At 54.2% G+C, this 17,055-nt stretch carries 14 protein-coding genes and 1 other RNA gene; 11 read left to right on the plus strand and 4 right to left on the minus strand.

The features are described from left to right. Nucleotides 1-12 precede the first annotated feature (12 nt). The 7 genes from OO713_RS03570 (at nt 13) to glnA (OO713_RS03600) (ending at nt 8,213) form a co-directional block, all read left to right on the plus strand. A complete protein-coding gene (locus tag OO713_RS03570) occupies nt 13-1,401 on the plus strand; it encodes a leucyl aminopeptidase (protein WP_264786350.1) in 1,389 nt (462 codons plus the stop codon). A 39-nt stretch (nt 1,402-1,440) separates the two neighbouring features. After that, entirely contained in the window at nt 1,441-2,814 is a 1,374-nt protein-coding gene (gene lpdA / locus OO713_RS03575; RefSeq protein ID WP_264786351.1) for a dihydrolipoyl dehydrogenase, read from the plus strand. A gap of 21 nt (nt 2,815-2,835) precedes the next feature. Then, nucleotides 2,836-4,203 carry a 2-oxoglutarate dehydrogenase, E2 component, dihydrolipoamide succinyltransferase gene (sucB, locus tag OO713_RS03580; RefSeq protein WP_264786352.1) on the plus strand — a complete coding sequence of 456 codons (1,368 nt, stop codon included), beginning with the start codon at nt 2,836-2,838 and terminating at the stop codon, nt 4,201-4,203. A 188-nt stretch (nt 4,204-4,391) separates the two neighbouring features. Next, on the plus strand, nt 4,392-5,036 hold the full coding sequence (gene lipB / locus OO713_RS03585) for a lipoyl(octanoyl) transferase LipB (RefSeq protein ID WP_264786353.1): 645 nt from the start codon (nt 4,392-4,394) through the stop codon (nt 5,034-5,036). Next, complete coding sequence (gene lipA, locus OO713_RS03590) at nt 5,014-6,003, plus strand: lipoyl synthase (RefSeq protein ID WP_264786354.1); 990 nt, start codon at nt 5,014-5,016, stop codon at nt 6,001-6,003. Before lipB ends, lipA begins: the two co-directional genes overlap by 23 nt. 13 nt (nt 6,004-6,016) lie before the next feature. Then, the gene (locus OO713_RS03595; RefSeq protein ID WP_264786355.1) at nt 6,017-6,718 is read left to right on the plus strand and encodes a DUF4191 domain-containing protein; all 702 of its coding nucleotides are present in this window, start codon (nt 6,017-6,019) and stop codon (nt 6,716-6,718) included. Between the two features lie 70 nt (nt 6,719-6,788). Beyond that, nucleotides 6,789-8,213 carry a type I glutamate--ammonia ligase gene (gene glnA, locus OO713_RS03600; RefSeq protein ID WP_264786356.1) on the plus strand — a complete coding sequence of 475 codons (1,425 nt, stop codon included), beginning with the start codon at nt 6,789-6,791 and terminating at the stop codon, nt 8,211-8,213. 39 nt (nt 8,214-8,252) lie between these two features. Here the strand turns inward: glnA (OO713_RS03600) and OO713_RS03605 are convergent, their stop codons facing one another. After that, entirely contained in the window at nt 8,253-11,120 is a 2,868-nt protein-coding gene (locus tag OO713_RS03605; RefSeq protein ID WP_264786358.1) for a bifunctional [glutamine synthetase] adenylyltransferase/[glutamine synthetase]-adenylyl-L-tyrosine phosphorylase, read from the minus strand. Further along, nucleotides 11,120-12,460, minus strand: a complete 1,341-nt coding sequence (glnA, locus tag OO713_RS03610; RefSeq protein WP_264786359.1) for a type I glutamate--ammonia ligase — start codon at nt 12,458-12,460, stop codon at nt 11,120-11,122. The genes OO713_RS03605 and glnA (OO713_RS03610) overlap by 1 nt, the downstream gene beginning before the upstream one ends. Before the next feature lie 36 nt (nt 12,461-12,496). Between glnA (OO713_RS03610) and OO713_RS03615 the strand changes: the two genes are divergently transcribed. Both OO713_RS03615 and panB read left to right on the plus strand, forming a co-directional pair. Beyond that, entirely contained in the window at nt 12,497-14,092 is a 1,596-nt protein-coding gene (locus tag OO713_RS03615) for an NAD+ synthase (protein ID WP_264786360.1), read from the plus strand. Then, on the plus strand, nt 14,089-14,874 hold the full coding sequence (gene panB / locus OO713_RS03620; RefSeq protein ID WP_264786362.1) for a 3-methyl-2-oxobutanoate hydroxymethyltransferase: 786 nt from the start codon (nt 14,089-14,091) through the stop codon (nt 14,872-14,874). The genes OO713_RS03615 and panB overlap by 4 nt, the downstream gene beginning before the upstream one ends. Here the strand turns inward: panB and OO713_RS03625 are convergent. Next, nucleotides 14,871-15,050: a hypothetical protein gene (locus tag OO713_RS03625; RefSeq protein ID WP_264786363.1), complete on the minus strand. Its 180-nt coding sequence runs from the start codon at nt 15,048-15,050 to the stop codon at nt 14,871-14,873. The two genes, panB and OO713_RS03625, sit on opposite strands and share 4 nt — an antisense overlap. A 39-nt stretch (nt 15,051-15,089) precedes the next feature. Here OO713_RS03625 and map point away from each other — a divergent pair, with 39 nt between their 5' ends. After that, nucleotides 15,090-15,953: a type I methionyl aminopeptidase gene (map, locus tag OO713_RS03630; RefSeq protein WP_264786365.1), complete on the plus strand. Its 864-nt coding sequence runs from the start codon at nt 15,090-15,092 to the stop codon at nt 15,951-15,953. Then, nucleotides 15,954-16,715 (plus strand): polyphosphate--glucose phosphotransferase, encoded by a 762-nt coding sequence (locus OO713_RS03635; RefSeq protein ID WP_264786367.1) that lies wholly within the window; start codon nt 15,954-15,956, stop codon nt 16,713-16,715. Here the strand turns inward: OO713_RS03635 and rnpB are convergent. After that, nucleotides 16,713-17,040, minus strand: an RNA gene (rnpB, locus tag OO713_RS03640) — RNase P RNA component class A. The genes OO713_RS03635 and rnpB overlap by 3 nt on opposite strands. Nucleotides 17,041-17,055: the final 15 nt, after the last annotated feature.

Below are 17,055 nucleotides of genomic sequence, written 5' to 3' on the forward strand. Positions count from 1 at the left end.
AGCTTTTCTTTTATGACTTCGATTTCACTCGCACTCTCCCCCAGTAAATCCCAGCTTGCCATCCGCTATTCCGACTCCGGCTGTGAGCCGGTTGCCCTGGAATACGCCCCAAATCAGGAGACTCTCACTCAGTACGGTGCAAAACCGGCCAACGCCGCTGTGGCCAAGGTCCCAGGGCCAAGCGGACTCGTTCTGGTGGTTGGTTCTAACGGCTTGAATCTGCGTGATTTTGGCGCTGTTGTTCGGCGCGAAGCGTCCGGTGAAATCAGCGTTTTGGCGCAATTGAGCACCAAGGAAGAGCTCGAACAGTTAGTTGAAGGACTGCTTCTGGGCGGTAAGACCCCCACTCGCTTCAAGAAATCCTCAAACGAAATGGCCGGGTTCGAAATCATCGTGCCGGCAGAGCTTGTTAACGCTGATCTAACAAAAGTTCAGAAAATCTGCGCTCAGATCATTGCCATCCGTGAGTTGATCAACCTTCCCGCCAACGAGCTCTGGCCTGACAAATTGGCTCAGGAGGCAAAGCAAATGGCAACGGGGTTGCCAGTTGAGGTAGAAATCTGGGACGAGCAAAAGCTTGAGCAAGAGCGCTGCGGAGGAATTCTTTCGGTTGGAAAGGGATCGGTCCGCCCTCCAAGGTTGGTGAAGCTCAGTTACCACGGTGGTGGAAAACACATCGCCTTGGTTGGTAAGGGCATTACCTTTGACACGGGCGGTCTATCACTCAAGCCAGCCGAGGGAATGGTCGGCATGAAGTACGACATGGCTGGTAGCGCGACCGTACTAGGAGCAATCCTGGGCATTGCGACCCTGGGCCTAAAGGTCAATGTGACTGCCTACATGTGCCTGGCTGAAAACATGCCATCTGGTTCAGCCACCCGTCCTGGGGATGTCATCACAATCCGCAACGGCAAGACTGTCGAGGTTTTGAACACAGACGCAGAGGGTCGCCTGGTTCTGGCCGATGGACTTTCCCTAGCCACCGAGCAAAACCCCGACCACATCATTGACGTTGCTACCCTCACCGGTGCTGCTCGGATTGCTCTTGGCGATCGCTATGCAGGGGTTATGGGTTATGGCGAGGCAGTGAAGCTTTCTCTAGAGTCTGCAGCTGCGGCAAACGAACTTTTGTGGGAGATGCCACTGCCCCCAGAGCTCCGAACCATTTTGGATAGTGAACTGGCGGACCTGGCCAACGTCAAGATCGGAAATCGCGCCGGCGGAATGATGGTTGGTGCGCAATTCTTAGCGGACTTTGTTTCCAAAGATGCTTCCTGGGCTCACCTGGACATCGCTGGCCCAGCCAATAACGATGCTGCGCCGTATGGAGTCATTCCGAAGGGTGCTTCCGGTGTGATGATCAGAACGCTTATCGGTTTCGCCCAGCGGGTTGCTCAGTAGTAGGCTTAAGCCGTTTCGCCGACTTTGGAGCTCTAATCAATGGCTAATCATGAATTCGACCTTGTAATCCTTGGCAGTGGTAGCGGCGGTTACGCCGCAGCATTGCGCGCCGCACAGTTGGGAATGACTGTTGCGTTGATTGAGAGAGACAAGCTCGGTGGCACCTGTTTGCACCGTGGTTGCATCCCAACCAAGGCTCTCCTGCACTCTGCCGAGGTTGCAGATGTCACCAAGGAAGCAGCGCACTTTGGCGTGAACGCGACCTTCCAAAGTATCGACATGACCGCGGTTAACCGCTACCGCGATTCGATCATTGACAAGCTCTACAAGGGGCTTACCGGTCTGGTCTCCTCCAAGAACATCACTTTCGTGACTGGAGAAGGTCGTCTAACCGGACCAAAGACCGTCACAGTTGGAGCTGAGTCATACACCGGCAAGAACGTTGTACTTGCTACAGGCTCCGTGACTAAAACCCTGGGTATTGAAATCGGCGGTCGCGTTATCACCTCCGACCAGGCTCTACAGATGGACTGGATTCCAAACAAGGTCGCGATTTTGGGTGGCGGCGTAATTGGTGTTGAGTTCGCATCTATCTGGCGTTCATTTGGCGCTGAGGTAGTGATTATTGAGGGCTTCGATCGCCTTGTGCCAAACGAAGACCCGAGCATGAGCAAGGGTCTTGAGCGCGCCTACCGCAAGCGCGGCATCGAGTTCAAGCTCGGCAATAAATTCAAGAGCGTTACCCAATCTGAGACTGCGGTAACCATTGAGCTCGAAAATGGCGAACAAATCTCAGCAGACCTCCTCCTAGTTGCTGTTGGTCGTGCTCCTAACGCCACCGGTTTTGGCTACGAGGAGCAGGGTGTTGCCATGGACCGTGGCTTCGTGCTGACCAACGAGCGTCTAGCGACAAACCTGCCAGGTGTGTATGCCGTCGGAGACATTGTTCCTGGTCTCCAGCTTGCTCACCGAGGATTTATGCAGGGAATCTTCGTAGCCGAAGAGATCGCTGGCCTGAACCCAATCGTGGTGAACGAGTGGGGAATCCCTCGCGTCACCTACTGCGAGCCGGAGATTGCTTCTGTCGGACTGACCGAAGCTCAGGCCAAGGAGAAGTTTGGTGCCGACTCGATTTCCACATACGAGTACAACCTCGCTGGAAACGGCAAGAGCAACATCTTGGGAACCGCTGGTGTAATCAAGTTGATCAGACAGGTCAACGGTCCGGTTGTCGGATTCCACATGATTGGCTCCCGCGCTGGCGAACAGGTTGGCGAGGCGCAGCTAATCGTGAACTGGGAGGCCTACCCAGAGGACGTTGCACCTCTCATCCACGCGCACCCAACCATGAACGAAGCAATTGGCGAGGCGCACCTTGCGCTTGCCGGCAAGCCACTCCACGCACACGCATAGGTTTAGAAGGGATCAAAAATCATGAGCGAAGTAGTTCTTCCAGCACTCGGTGAGTCTGTAACCGAGGGAACCGTGACCCGTTGGCTTAAGAAGGTCGGCGACACCGTTGCAGTTGACGAGCCACTAGTTGAGGTTTCAACGGACAAGGTAGATACCGAGATCCCCTCGCCATTTGCTGGAGTAGTGCAGCAGATCCTGGTCCAGGAGGACGAGACCGTAGCGGTTGGAGCTGTGCTGGCAATCGTTGGAGATGGCGCAGCTGCTCCGGCTCCAGTAGCTGAAGTTCCGGCCCCAGTTGCGGCAGCACCTGCCGAGCCTGCCCCAGTAGTGGCTCCCCCGGTCGTTGCCGCTCCAGTTGTTACACCTCCGGTTGTTGCCGCACCAGCTGCACCTGTTGTCGCAGCTCCAGTCGTGTCCGCACCCGTTGCTCCGGCTGTGGTTTCTACTCCAGCTCCAGTTGTTGCCGAGCCAGCTGAGTCCGACCCTAACTACGTGACCCCAATCGTTCGCAAACTCGCAAACGACATGGGAGTAAACCTTGCAAACATCGCCGGCACTGGTGTCGGCGGTCGAATTCGCAAGGAAGATGTGCTTGCAGCTGGTTCGCGTCCAACCGCTCCCGTGATTTCGGCACCGGTTGCATCAGCACCTGCACCACTGGTTGCTTCTCCGCTTCGTGGAACCACCGAGCCGATGTCCAGGCTTAGAAAGGTCTTGGCAGAGCGTGCAGTTGCGTCGATGCAGCAGACCGCTCAGCTAACCACCGTGGTTGAGGTCGACGTAACCCGAATTGCTTCCTTGCGTAAGCGAGTTCAGGGTGAGTTCGTCCAGAAGACAGGTGTCAAGCTGAACTTCATGCCTTTCTTCACCCTCGCTGCTGCTGAGGCGCTCGCAGCGCATCCAAAGATCAACTCCAGCGTTGATGGGGACAGTATCGTCTACCACCCAACTGAAAACATCAGCTTCGCTGTAGACACCGAGCGTGGACTGCTCACCCCAGTAATCCGCAGCGCAGGTTCATTGAACATCGCTCAGATTGCTCAGCAAATTGCTGACCTAGCGGACCGCACTCGCAACAACCAGCTAAAGCCAGATGAGCTATCGGGTGGTACTTTCACTTTGACTAACACCGGTTCTCGCGGAGCATTGTTTGACACCCCAGTTGTCTTCTTGCCTCAGTCGGCAATCCTTGGAACTGGAATTGTGACCAAGCGTCCTGCTGTTGTGACAGACGCAGAGGGCAACGAGTCAATCGCCATCCGTTCTTTGGTTTACCTGGCCTTGAGCTACGACCACCGCACGATTGATGGAGCGGACGCCTCACGATTCTTGACCGATGTCAAGGCAAGACTCGAGGCCGGAGCCTTCGAAGCCAATCTAGGAATCTAGATAAAACGCCCAGGACCCCCTGGGCGTTTTTCTTAGCTTGACTCCCCTGACACCCAAAGGGTTTCCCATGATTGGTACTAGACGGTTTGCGAAAGGCATGCAGATAAGTTTCATGCTCGTAGCATCTAGCATCGCTAAGGCTTTAGGTCGGGAATCGAAATTGCTGTGGAAAAGGTTGGTTAGGTCAAATGCCTGAATTCAAAGTAATCGGTTTAGACCCCAATTTCGTTTCCTATAAAGACGGTTTGGAATTGCAGCGAGATCTCCACCGCAAGGTGGTAGCCGGTGACGCGCCGGATACCGTCCTACTGCTTGAGCACTCAAGCGTCTACACGGCCGGAAAGCGAACCGAAGATCACGAACTACCCAAGGACGGTAGTGAGTATTTCGAGACTGATCGAGGTGGAAAAATCACCTGGCATGGCCCAGGGCAGTTGATCGGCTACCCAATAATGCGCCTGCCCCAGCCAATTGACGTCGTTAACTATGTTCGCTACCTCGAAGAGGTTCTTATCGACGTTATCGCCGAATTTGGCGTAGCGGGAATTCGCGTGAAGGGAAGGACCGGAGTCTGGGTCGAGACTCCACTTGGCACCCAGAAGGTTGCGGCAATCGGAATCCGAGTATCCGAGAAGGTGACGATGCACGGCTTTGCACTCAACTGCAACAACTCACTCGATCCCTATGACCACATCATCGCCTGCGGTATCCAGGATGCAACCACGACAACACTTTCAATTCTGACTGGAAAGCTGATTACCCCGGCAGATGCAGCTAGCCTTGTAATGCAAAAAATGGGAGAGATACCAAATGAGCGAAAAGCCAGAGCGTAAGTTACTAAGGCTCGAGGTTCGCAACTCTCAGGTGCCAATCGAGCGAAAGCCAGAGTGGATTAAGACCACCGCGAAGATGGGTCCTGAGTACCGACAGTTGCACTCTCTCGTAAAGGACAAGGATCTACACACTGTCTGCCAAGAGGCAGGTTGCCCCAACATTTTTGAGTGCTGGGAGGATCGAGAAGCAACCTTCCTAATCGGAGGCTCGCAGTGCACCAGAAGGTGTGACTTCTGTCAGATTGACACTGGAAAGCCCGCCGCATTTGATGCAGATGAACCAAGACGCGTTGGTGAATCGGTCAAGCAGATGGATCTGCGCTACGCAACCGTAACCGGTGTCGCACGAGACGATCTACCCGATGAGGGCGCCTGGCTGTATGCCGAGACCATTCGCCAAATTCACCGCCAGTCCCCCGGTACTGGCGTCGAAATTTTAGTCCCAGACTTTTCCGGGAAGCCAGAGCTTCTGCAAAAGGTGTTTGATGCATCCCCGGAGGTTTTCGCACACAACGTGGAGACGGTGCCCAGGATCTTTAAGCGCATCCGCCCTGCCTTCAGCTACGAGCGCTCGCTCGATGTTCTCACTCAGGCGAGAAACGCCGGCATGGTCACCAAGAGCAACCTAATCCTTGGCATGGGTGAAGAGCTAGAAGAGGTCTCACAGGCGCTGCGAGATCTTTACGAGGCCGGTACTGACATCATCACAATCACGCAGTACCTAAGGCCATCTCCTCGCCATCACCCCGTTGAGCGTTGGGTCAAGCCAGAGGAGTTCGTCGCCTTAGCCAAGGAGGCCGAAGAGCTGGGCTACCTGGGAGTTCTCGCTGGGCCATTAGTTCGAAGTAGCTACCGCGCCGGAAGACTTTGGGCCAAGTCGATGATTGCCAAGGGTCGTGAGATACCGGCTGAGCTAAAACACCTCGCTGACAAACTTGAATTCAGCCAGGCAACCGCCGTCGCCTAACTAAACTACTGACGTGCCTAAAGATAAGAAGAACAAAGCCCCTGGACGTTTCCGTCAGCTGCTGCAGGTTTATAAGATCACCGCGAAGAGCGACCCTTCCAGCGCTTGGATAGCCGCCCTCGGGTTCCTAGGAGCTCTCGGTGTAGGTCTAATTGCCGGCTACCTTCTAGATCCGGGTAACCCCTGGTCGATGGTTCTCTGGGGCCTAACTGGCACGACTTCTGGTCTGCTAATCGCAATGATCATCATGTCTAAGCGTGCAGAGCGAAACGCCTACATGCGTATTGAAGGTCAGCCCGGTGCGGTTGGTGCGGTGCTGGATAGCCAGATAAGAAGATCTTGGCGAGCAAACCCAATGCCGGTTGCCATCAACGGCAAGACAAAAGAGGCTGTGTACCGGATGGTTGGTCCAGCGGGCGTGGTTTTGATTGCCGAGGGTTCAGGTGCACGCGTAACCCAGATGCTTGATGATGAGGCTCGGAAGATCAACCGCGCAGCACCGGGGGCAACCGTTCATAAACTGAAGGTTTCACAAGACAACGGCATTCGCCTTCATGCGCTACTAAAGACCGTCTACAAGCTTGGCAAGACCATGAACCGTGCTGAGGTAACTGCGGTTACCAACCGACTCGAGGCACTTGGGGCTGGTGCTGGCCTGCCAATTCCGAAGGGTATTGACCCAACCAAGGTTCGCGCTCCAAAGCGCAAGGGTTAACATTTCTGAAACATACCTGCGCTAGATTTCGTAGCGTTCCGCTATCCCATTACCTATGAGAGGGCATTCCATGTTCAAGACCGCGTCCGAAGTGATCGCATACATCAAGGAAAACGACGTCAAGTTCCTCGATGTTCGCTTCACTGACCTTCCAGGCGTGCAGCAGCACTTCAACCTTCCAGTTTCTCAAATCGATGAGGACTTCTTCGCCAACGGACAGCTCTTTGATGCTTCCTCCATCCGCGGTTTTGCATCGATTCACGAGTCAGACATGCAGCTGATCCCAGATGTGACCACTGCCTACATCGATCCTTTCCGCATCGAGAAGACTCTGATCATCAGCTTCGACATTTACAACCCACGCAATGGCGAGCTTTACCACCGCGACCCTCGTCAGGTTGCTCACAAAGCAGAGCGCTACCTTGCATCAACCGGTATTGCTGACACTGCGTTCTTTGCCCCAGAGGCCGAGTTCTTTATCTTCGATGAGGTTCGTTACGAGAACAAGTCAAACACTGCATTCCACATCGTGGACTCCATTGAAGGTGCATGGAACACTGCCCGTCAGGAAGAGGGCGGAAACTTGGGTAACAAGACCCCATTCAAGGGTGGCTACTTCCCAGTTTCCCCAGTCGACCACCTGGCAGACATCCGTGACGCAATTGTCCTAGAGCTCGAGGCCGCTGGTCTTGATGTTGAGCGCAGCCACCACGAGGTCGGAACTGCTGGTCAGTGCGAGATCAACTACCGCTTCGACACGCTGGTCAAGTCAGCTGACGACGTGCTGAAGTTCAAGTACATCGTCAAGAACGTTGCACACCAGTACGGCAAGACCGTAACCTTCATGCCAAAACCACTGTTTGGTGACAACGGTTCCGGTATGCACGTTCACCAGTCCCTCTGGAAGGACGGCAAGCCACTGTTCTACGACGAGGCTGGCTACGGAGGTCTATCCGACATCGCACGCTGGTACATCGGTGGTCTACTGAAGCACGCACCAAGCTTGCTTGCTTTCACCAACCCAACTGTGAACTCCTACCACCGTCTGGTTCCAGGCTTTGAGGCACCAGTAAACCTGGTTTACTCAGCTGGAAACCGTTCGGCCGCAATCCGTATCCCGATGACCGGTACCAACCCGAAGGCAAAGCGCATTGAGTTCCGTGCTCCAGACGCCTCTGGTAACCCATACCTCGCTTTTGCAGCAATGCTCATGGCTGGTCTGGACGGTATCAAGAACCGCATCGAGCCTCACGCTCCTGTTGACAAGGACCTCTACGAGCTACCAGCCGAAGAGGCGAAGTTGATCCCACAGGTTCCTGGCGACCTGGGTGCAGTTCTGACTGCGCTCGAGAGCGACCACGAGTACCTGATGCAGGGCAACGTATTTACTCAGGATCTAATTGAGACCTGGATCGACTACAAGCGTGAGAAGGAACTGAAGCCACTTGCTCAGCGCCCTCACCCTTACGAGTTCGAGCTGTACTACGGCGTCTAAGACCAAATAGAAAACGGGGTTCTTCGGAACCCCGTTTTTTTATTCCAGGAACAATCTCTCAAAGACCTGACGAGCGCGCCTTGTCACACCTAGGTAATGCTCTTCAAGCTCCGCAGCCGAGCCGGGTTCATACTCCAAAATACGAGCCATCGCCTCAAGTGCTCTTCGATCAGTCGGCAGTGAATCGAGCTGTTTATCGATTGCTAGAACGAGTGCGCTTCTGCACCTAGAGGTAAGTAGCCATGCCTCTCTCAATCGCTCAGCATCATCTTTAGGAATAACCCCGACCGCAACCAGAGATTCGAGTGCAGGCAGTGTCCCAACCTCTCCGACCTCTGGGTGCTGGCCAACGTGTTGCAGCTGCTTGAGCTGGATTAGCCACTCGATGTCACTGAGTGAACCTCGACCCAGTTTGAAGTGTCGCTGCGGGTCGGCCCCCTGAGGAAGCCGCTCACTTTCGACTCTGGCCTTGATGCGCCTGATTTCCAAGAGCTGTTTAGGTGTGAGTTCTAGTGGATAGCGATACCGGTTGATCAGTTCAACAAATTCCTGAACTAGCTCTGTAGACCCGCAAACCATTCTGGCTCTGAGTAAGGCTTGGAACTCCCATGTCTCCGCCCAGCGCTCGTAGTAGCCCTGGTAACCGCTTATCGATCGAACTCTGGGTCCATTCTTACCCTCCGGCCTGAGCCCCAAATCAAGTTCGAACTCGAGTATGGAATCTTTCACCAAGACCAAAAGCTCCTGGCTTAGCTTGTTGGCGGCCTCACTCTGGTCTGTATCACCCCGGTAGACGAGCATGCAGTCGGCATCTGAGCCAAAGCCGAGTTCCCGGCCACCAAGTCTGCCCATGGCAACAATTCCCAGGTCAACATCGACCTGAGTCCTCAGCTTTGCGATTTCAAGCATCGCCTTGAGATGCGCATCAGTGATGTCGGTTAGCCCAGCGGAGATCTCTTGCAAGCTAGAGGCCCCAAGAACGGCTCCGATTGCAACTCTTAGATACTCACGTCGACGAACGGCCCGAACCGCCTCATGAGCACCTTCACCGTTTCGTTCGATTAGTGAATCGAGCTCTTCGGAAATCTGCTCGAGTGACTGGGGCTTTAGTGTCTCTTCATCCCCGAACCACTGGGATGAATCTGGGATTGACTCCAGCACCCTTGCGATGAAGGCTGAGTTTGACAAGACATTCATCAAACGCTCTGCTGCCCCCGAGCTATCGCGGAGCATCCTTAGGAACCAGTGGGTCTCCCCAAGCTCTTCAGATAGGCGTCTAAAGGTGAGTAGTGCTCTATCTGGATCGGTTCCTTCGGCCATCCATCGAATCAACACCGGGAGCAGAGTTCTCTGGATCACCGCCCTGCGAGAGACGCCCTGAGTTAGTGCCTCAATGTGCTGAGTTGCTCCCTTGGCGTCCCTAAATCCAATTGCGGTAAGGCGCTGCTGGATTTGATCCGAGGACAATACAACCTCGTCCGGACTGAGGGAAGCCGTTGCTTGTAGTAATGGTCTGTAGAACACCGAGTCGTGCAATGAGGCCGTCTCACCACGAACACTCGAGTACCTCTCAATTAGCTCGGTTTGCGACAAAGCAAGCGATCTCGCTATCCGACGTTGCTGCGAAGGGTCCTTCGGGAATAGGTGGGTGCGGCGCAGCTTTGAAAGTTGCACGCGATGCTCTACCGCACGCAGAAATGCGTAGTTGCGTCTGAATGCATCCCGATCGGTTCGTGATAGCAGTCCGGCATCGGCTAGTGCATCGAGCGCGCTAAAAGTGTCCATAACCCGAAGTGACTCATCCGTTACTCCGTGAACCAGCTGCAGTAGTTGAGCGGTGAACTCAACGTCTCGAAGCCCTCCTCTTCCCAGTTTTATCTCGACTTCACGTTCCTCAGGCGGGATCATGTCAAGCACCCGTTTACGCAGATGCCGTGCACTCTCCACAATTGCCGAACGATTTGGCTGAGACCAGATCAGGGGCTTGATGGTTTGGATGTAGTTTGTGCCCAAAATCTCGTCCCCGGCTACGAACCTTGCTTTCAGAAGCGCCTGGAACTCCCAAGGCTCCGCCCATTTTTCGTAGTAGCCGCGATGGCCCTCCAGCGACCTAACTAATGCCCCTTGCTTTCCCTCAGGTCTAAGGTTTGGATCCAATTGCCAGATACCAGGCTCCTTTGAAGGTTCGTCCAGCACCTTGGCTAGCCTGGTCGCCAGTTTGGTCGCAGTATCGAGGTAATTGTCTAACTTTCCAGATGCCACGTAGATTACGTCAACGTCACTCAGGTAATTCAGCTCACGAGCACCGGTTTTGCCCATCGCAATGACTGCGAACTTTAGATCCGCAAGCGCAGCCTCGGTCAATCTGCCTTCACCTAGTAATTCGACCTTGGCAACCTCAATACCGGCTTGTATGGTTCCATCAGCCAAATCGCTGAGAGCTCGAGTGACCTGCGGCACAATCTCCAACGGAGTCTGGCTACTCAGATCAAAATCCGCGATCCTCAACAATGCCTGGTAGTAACGAATGCGCAATTCATCTCGTGAGCTAGAGGCCAGGGAATGCCCTGAGATCTTTGGGCTAGATCTAAAGGCATCGAGTGAGTCGGGATGGCGCTGTATGAAATCGGCAAGCCCATCCGATGCACCCAGCACCGCACACAACCTCGAAGCCTGTTGTGGATTGGAGAGTAGCTTCACGAGCTCCCTCTTGTGAAGCCTAGCTATTTCAATCAAAGCGGCTAGTGCCCGATCGGGTGAAGATGATGCGCTGATGGGAGCCAGGGCAGCATGACCGACATCTCCCACCAGCGAGACAAGTTCGTCTAATTTGGGGATCGTCTCCGAAAGTTCCTCAAAACCAAGACGTGCCAGCTCACTCAGTGAGCTAGATCGAGCGAGCGTCATTACAAGGTGCGGAGGTTCTGCTCGATCTCAAACGGTGTCACTTGAGAGCGATACTGTGCCCACTCGCGACGCTTGTTGGCAAGCACGTAGCTGAATACGGACTCTCCCAGAACCTCGGCAGCAAGCTCAGATTCCTCAAGCTTTCTGATGGCGTGGTCGAGGGACTGAGGCAGAGATTCGATACCCATAGCCCTGCGCTCCAGATCCGTTAGAGACCAAACATCATCCTCGGTCTCGGGAGGTAACTGGTAGCCCTCTTCGATGCCCTTCAGACCGGCCGCGAGCAATAGCGCGTAGGCGAGATATGGGTTAGCGGCGGAGTCCATTGCTCGGTACTCGATGCGAGTGGACTGTGCCTTTTCAGGCTTGTGCAGTGGCACGCGAATTAGAGCACTGCGGTTGTTGTGACCCCAAGAGACGTAGCTTGGCGCCTCACCCCCACCCCAGAGGCGTTTGTATGAGTTAACAAACTGATTGGTAACCAGGGTGATCTCAGGTGCGTGCTTGAGTATTCCGGCCATGAACTGACGGGCAGTGTTACTTAGGTGGTAAGTGGCGGCTGGATCAAAGAATGCGTTCTTATCCCCCTCGAACAAAGAGAAGTGGGTGTGCATACCGCTACCAGGGTGGTTGGTGAATGGCTTTGGCATAAAGGTCGCGTAGACGCCCTGTTCTATAGCCACCTCCTTAACAACGGTCCTGAACGTCATGATGTTGTCGGCCATTGAAAGGGCATCGGCGTATCGAAGATCAATCTCGTTTTGGCCTGGACCGCCCTCGTGATGCGAGAACTCGACGGAAATCCCGAGCTGCTCAAGCATGGTCACCGCACGGCGCCTGAAATCGTGGGCGGTGCCACCGGGAACGTTGTCAAAGTATCCGGCGTTGTCGACCGGAACGGGCTGTCCATCGGAACCAAGATCTGATGACTTAAGTAGATAGAACTCAATCTCGGGGTGGACATAGAAGGAAAAGCCCATTCGGGCTGCCTTATCTAGTGCCCTGCGCAAAACGTTCCTTGGATCCGCCGATGCCGGCTTGCCATCAGGAGTTGCAATGTCACAAAACATTCTTGCGGCTGGGTCAACGGTTCCACGCCAGGGAAGAATCTGAAAGGTTGAAGGGTCAGGCTTTGCGAGCATGTCAGCCTCGCTGGTTCTAGCGAGCCCCTCGATGGCAGAACCGTCGAAGCCGATACCCTCAGAGAAAGCGCCTTCTATTTCGGCTGGAGCTACCGCAACCGACTTCAGTGTTCCTGCAACATCGGTGAACCACAGGCGAATGAATTTCACACCGCGCTCTTCAATTGTTCGTAGAACGAACTCTTGCTGCTTATCCATGCTCTACCTTCCTTGCTAGCTAATAGGCTAGTGCTTGTGCTACCTATAAGGCTCGCTTTCGCGCAGACCAACCCAATAGTGGGTGACTTCGCAGGCAATCTAAACCAAATCAAATCCTCTGCTCTCGAAGCAGCTCAAGCCGGGATTGATCTGGTCATCTACGGAGAGCTAGCGCTCTGTGGTTACCCCCTGGGCGATCTCAGTTACCGACGCGACATCGTGGCCTCTTCGGAAGCGGCGCTGAATGAACTTGTTGCCTTTAGCGAGGCAATTCCAAATCTGACCCTCTTGGTTGGCTACTCGAGAATCGCACAGCACGAGAACCCATCTCAATCTTCCAAGGCGATAGCGCACAATTCCGCAGCCGCCATTCGCGCCGGGGAATTGTTGGGAAGCTATGACAAGCAACTTCTTCCGAACTATGACGTTTTTGACGATTGGCGAAACTTCATTCCTGGTGATCAAGAGCTCGTCATCAATGTTTCAGGGGCAAGAGTTGGTGTCAAGATTTGTGAAGACATCTGGGGTAATCAGAAGCACCCATTCGGAACAGATGTGGACCTAATCGCGGTGCTCAACGGCTCTCCTTACACCTTCACAAAATCAGCCCAGCGACTACTGGCAGCCAAAAACTATGCCAACGGGGTGCCAATCGCATATGCCAACCTATGTGGCGGGCAAGATGAACTGGTCTTCGATGGTGGCAGCTTCGTCCTTGATAAAAATGGTGCTGAACGTTACCAAGCTGGTTTTGCCGAGGGTTTGTTTCAAGTTGTTGACGGTAAGCACGCAGAGCTTGGTGAAGACGAAAAGCTATACCAGGTTTTGGTCTGTGGCCTAAGGGATTACCTGAAGAAGACCAGGCAGACAAAGCTCGTGCTTGGGCTATCTGGAGGCATTGACTCCGCTCTGTGCGCGGCCCTGGCTGCAGCTGCAATTGGAGCTGAAAAAGTGGTTGGTGTTGCTATGCCTTCGCGTTACTCCTCTGACCACTCGGTCAGCGATGCAAAAGCTGTTGCGAGAAACCTCGGCCTTGAATACCGCGAGGTTCCCATCGAACCAGCTCACCTGGCTTTCGAACAGATGCTCGCTCTCTCCCCCTTGGCGCAGGAGAATCTTCAGGCAAGACTTCGAGCAGTAATACTGATGGGTATTTCTAACTCTGAGAACCGGCTGCTTTTGACAACCGGAAACAAGTCCGAGGTGGCAGTTGGCTACTCCACAATTTACGGAGATTCCGCAGGCGGTTTCGCACCGATCAAGGACCTTCTCAAGACGGATGTTTGGCGAATGTCGAGGTTTGTCAATGAGCGCGCGGGCAAAGAGTTGATCCCTATAGCTTCTATTGAAAAGCCACCATCCGCTGAGCTGAGGCCGGGGCAGCTTGACCAGGACACTCTTCCCGATTACGAAATCTTGGATGGCATAATCCGGATTTTGGTCGAGCAGAACCAAACGGCTTCTCAGGCCGTTGCAGCTGGGTATCCCGAGGACCTGGTTCTGAAGACCGATGCCATGATCCGAGCAGCTGAGTGGAAGCGTTCTCAAGGTGCAATCGGAACTAAGCTCAGTGAGGTTAGCTTCGGTTCGGGACGAAGGGTCCCCATCACAACAAGGTTTGAAACAAGATGAAGATACGCACCGGCACTCTCGCAAAGCTCAAGCAAAAGGGCGAGCGGTTTGCGTGTCTAACAAGTTACGACTCCCTAACCGCACAGATTTTTGATCAGGCTGGGATCGAGGTCCTTCTAGTTGGCGACTCCGCGGGCAATGTTGTCCTGGGATACCCAACAACAATTCCCGTGACACTCGATCAAATGATGCATTTCGGGAAAGCCGTTACCGAGGCAACCAAATCTGCTCTGGTGGTTGTCGACATGCCTTTTGGTAGCTACGAGCTTTCGAGCGAGCAGGCTCTTGCCTCCGCTATCAAAATAATGAAAGAGACCGGTGCTGATGCAGTCAAGCTTGAGGGTTCTAGGCCGGAAGCCGTAAAGCGAATCGTAGACGCAGGAATTCCAGTTATGGGGCACCTTGGCTTCACGCCACAGTCCGTGAATCAACTTTCTGGATTCAAGGTGCAAGGCCGCGGGGACTCATCCGAACAGCTTCTAAACGATGCCAAAGCTCTTGAAACAGCAGGGGCTTTTGCAGTTGTGCTCGAAATGATTCCAGCGCAGCTCGCAGAACGGGTCACCAGCGCGCTTCAGATTCCAACCATCGGCATTGGCGCGGGATCTGGCTGCGATGCCCAGATTTTAGTTTGGACTGACTTTGCAGGCCTATCGGATAGGTCTCCGAAGTTTGCCAAGCAGTATCTAAATCTAAGGGAGCAGCTTCTAGCTGCAGCTAGCGACTACCGCGACGAGGTCCGTTCCGGAAGCTTCCCTACCGAGGAACAAAGCTTTAGCTAATCCTCGAGTCTTTCTTCCTCGGCTATTGCTCTCGCCCGCTCCGCGATGATTTCCGGAGCTCGTGCAGCCTCTTGGGCCGAAGCAAACGGGCCGATTCGATCTAAAGCAAGAGCTTGAGGGCCGGTCTCGACCTGACCCGTCTTCGTGTTGAACCAAAATTGGGTTTCTTGCTCCATAGCCCAATTCTAAGCCGGTTCGAAAACTAGACTTTCGGGGTGCCAAGAACCGAGCAGGGTGTTTTGATACCCGGACAAATCAGCCCCCAGCGGCCCGTCCCCCTGCACATCAAAAGACCCGAATACGTTGGCAAGCCATCCCCTGCCCAGCACGTTGGTGGCGACAGGTACGACGATGAGACTATTGCGGCGATTAGAAAAGCGTCGAAGATCGCAGCCCAGGGCCTCGAGGTGGTTCTTAGTGCCGCAAAACCTGGCATCACTACCGATGAACTCGATCGAATTGGACATGAGTTCTTACTCAGCCAGAATGCCTACCCCTCAACCCTTGGTTATCGGGGTTTTCCAAAATCTCTGTGCAGTTCTCTCAACGAGGTTATTTGTCACGGCATCCCTGATGACACGATAATCCGAGAGGGAGACATCCTAAACATTGACATCTCCGCCTTTATTGACGGAGTCCACGGTGACACGAACGGTTCGATTGTGGTTGGAGATGGGTCTCAAGAGGCTCTGGATCTCGTAACTCGAACCAAGGAGGCGATGCTCAGAGGTATCAGAGCGGCACTACCAGGACGTGAGGTCAATATCATCGGTCGCGCGATTGAGAGCTACGCGAAACGTTTTGACTACGGGGTTGTTCGCGATTTCACAGGCCATGGCGTCGGCACCTCATTTCACAGCGGCCTGATAATCCCCCACTACGACGCCCCTGAATACAACACCGTAATCGAGCCAGGGATGGTTTTTACCGTTGAGCCAATGCTGACGCTCGGAACTCACGACTGGGATTTGTGGGAGGACGGTTGGACCGTGACCACCAAGGACAAATCCCTTACCGCTCAGTTTGAACACACTATTTTGATTACCGAAGACGGCCCAGAAATTTTGACGGAGGCATAGATGAGGCGCAAAGCGATAGGTATCGACATTGGCGGCACTGGCATTAAGGCTGCCTTGGTTGATACCAAAAAGGGCTCACTTGCCTCGGAGCGCATCCGAATTGAAACCCCAGCGGGCGGGGAGCCGGAGGCTATCGCCGCAGCCTGCGCTCAAATCGTTGAGCAGCTCGACGAAAAGGGAAATCGTGCAATCGGGATTTGCTTCCCTGCGGTTGTGAAGCATGGCCACACACAGTCGGCAGCTAACGTCTCAAAACGCTGGATTGGTCTCGATGCCCACGAGCTCTTCTCACACTCACTAAAGCGTCAGGTGCATGTCCTAAACGACGCCGATGCCGCAGGTGTTGCCGAGCTCAACTTCGGTGCAGGCAAGAACAAAGACGGTCTAGTCATCATGGCCACCCTCGGCACCGGAATTGGAACCGCGATCTTTTACGATGGCAAGCTGATCCCGAATGCTGAATTAGGGCACTTAGAAATCGATGGTGTTGATTACGAGACCCGTGCCGCCTACAGCGCGATGGAACGGGAGAACCTTAACTTTGAAGAGTGGGCAAAGCGACTTCAGACCTACTTCTCTCATCTGGAGAACCTTTTAGTGCCTGATTTGATCATTGTGGGTGGCGGAATCAGCAAGCAGTCAGAGAAGTTCCTGCCGCTTCTAAATCTAAAAACCGCGATCATCCCGGCACAGACTAAGAACTCCGCTGGAATCATCGGTGCTGCTTACCTCGCGAATAAGGCCTTGGAGAGAAAGCGCTAATTGGGTCAACCGATACGCCGGGTTCTGTCTTGAACGATCATCTATCTCGGCGCTGCGTTGCCGCAGTGCTCTAGCGACCTACCCGAGGGAAGCGACGGGCCGCCTAATCCCTCTGCTTGGTCTTGCTCCCGGTGAGGTTTGCATAGCTGACTGAGTCACCCCAATCACTGGTGGTCTCTTACACCACCGTTTCACCCTTACCCTTTCGGGCGGTCTGCTTTCTGTTGCACTGTCTCTCGGGTTACCCCGGGTGGGCGTTACCCACCACCGTGCCCTGTGGAGCCCGGACGTTCCTCGGCGATGCCGCGATCGTCTAGCTGACCCAATTAGCTAGCTAAGC

The sequence above is a fragment of the Aquiluna sp. KACHI24 genome (assembly GCF_025997915.1).
In the GTDB taxonomy this organism is placed as follows: domain Bacteria; phylum Actinomycetota; class Actinomycetes; order Actinomycetales; family Microbacteriaceae; genus Aquiluna.

Excerpts from the sequence above, each read along its gene's own strand:
- OO713_RS03570 (WP_264786350.1), top strand. The coding sequence starts at position 13 with ATGACTTCGATTTCACTCGCACTCTCCCCCAGTAAATCCCAGCTTGCC.
- lpdA (WP_264786351.1), top strand. The coding sequence starts at position 1,441 with ATGGCTAATCATGAATTCGACCTTGTAATCCTTGGCAGTGGTAGCGGC.
- sucB (WP_264786352.1), top strand. The coding sequence starts at position 2,836 with ATGAGCGAAGTAGTTCTTCCAGCACTCGGTGAGTCTGTAACCGAGGGA.
- lipB (WP_264786353.1), top strand. The coding sequence starts at position 4,392 with ATGCCTGAATTCAAAGTAATCGGTTTAGACCCCAATTTCGTTTCCTAT.
- lipA (WP_264786354.1), top strand. The coding sequence starts at position 5,014 with ATGAGCGAAAAGCCAGAGCGTAAGTTACTAAGGCTCGAGGTTCGCAAC.
- glnA (WP_264786356.1), top strand. The coding sequence starts at position 6,789 with ATGTTCAAGACCGCGTCCGAAGTGATCGCATACATCAAGGAAAACGAC.
- OO713_RS03605 (WP_264786358.1), bottom strand. The coding sequence starts at position 11,120 with ATGACGCTCGCTCGATCTAGCTCACTGAGTGAGCTGGCACGTCTTGGT.
- glnA (WP_264786359.1), bottom strand. The coding sequence starts at position 12,460 with ATGGATAAGCAGCAAGAGTTCGTTCTACGAACAATTGAAGAGCGCGGT.
- panB (WP_264786362.1), top strand. The coding sequence starts at position 14,089 with ATGAAGATACGCACCGGCACTCTCGCAAAGCTCAAGCAAAAGGGCGAG.
- OO713_RS03625 (WP_264786363.1), bottom strand. The coding sequence starts at position 15,050 with ATGGAGCAAGAAACCCAATTTTGGTTCAACACGAAGACGGGTCAGGTC.
- OO713_RS03635 (WP_264786367.1), top strand. The coding sequence starts at position 15,954 with ATGAGGCGCAAAGCGATAGGTATCGACATTGGCGGCACTGGCATTAAG.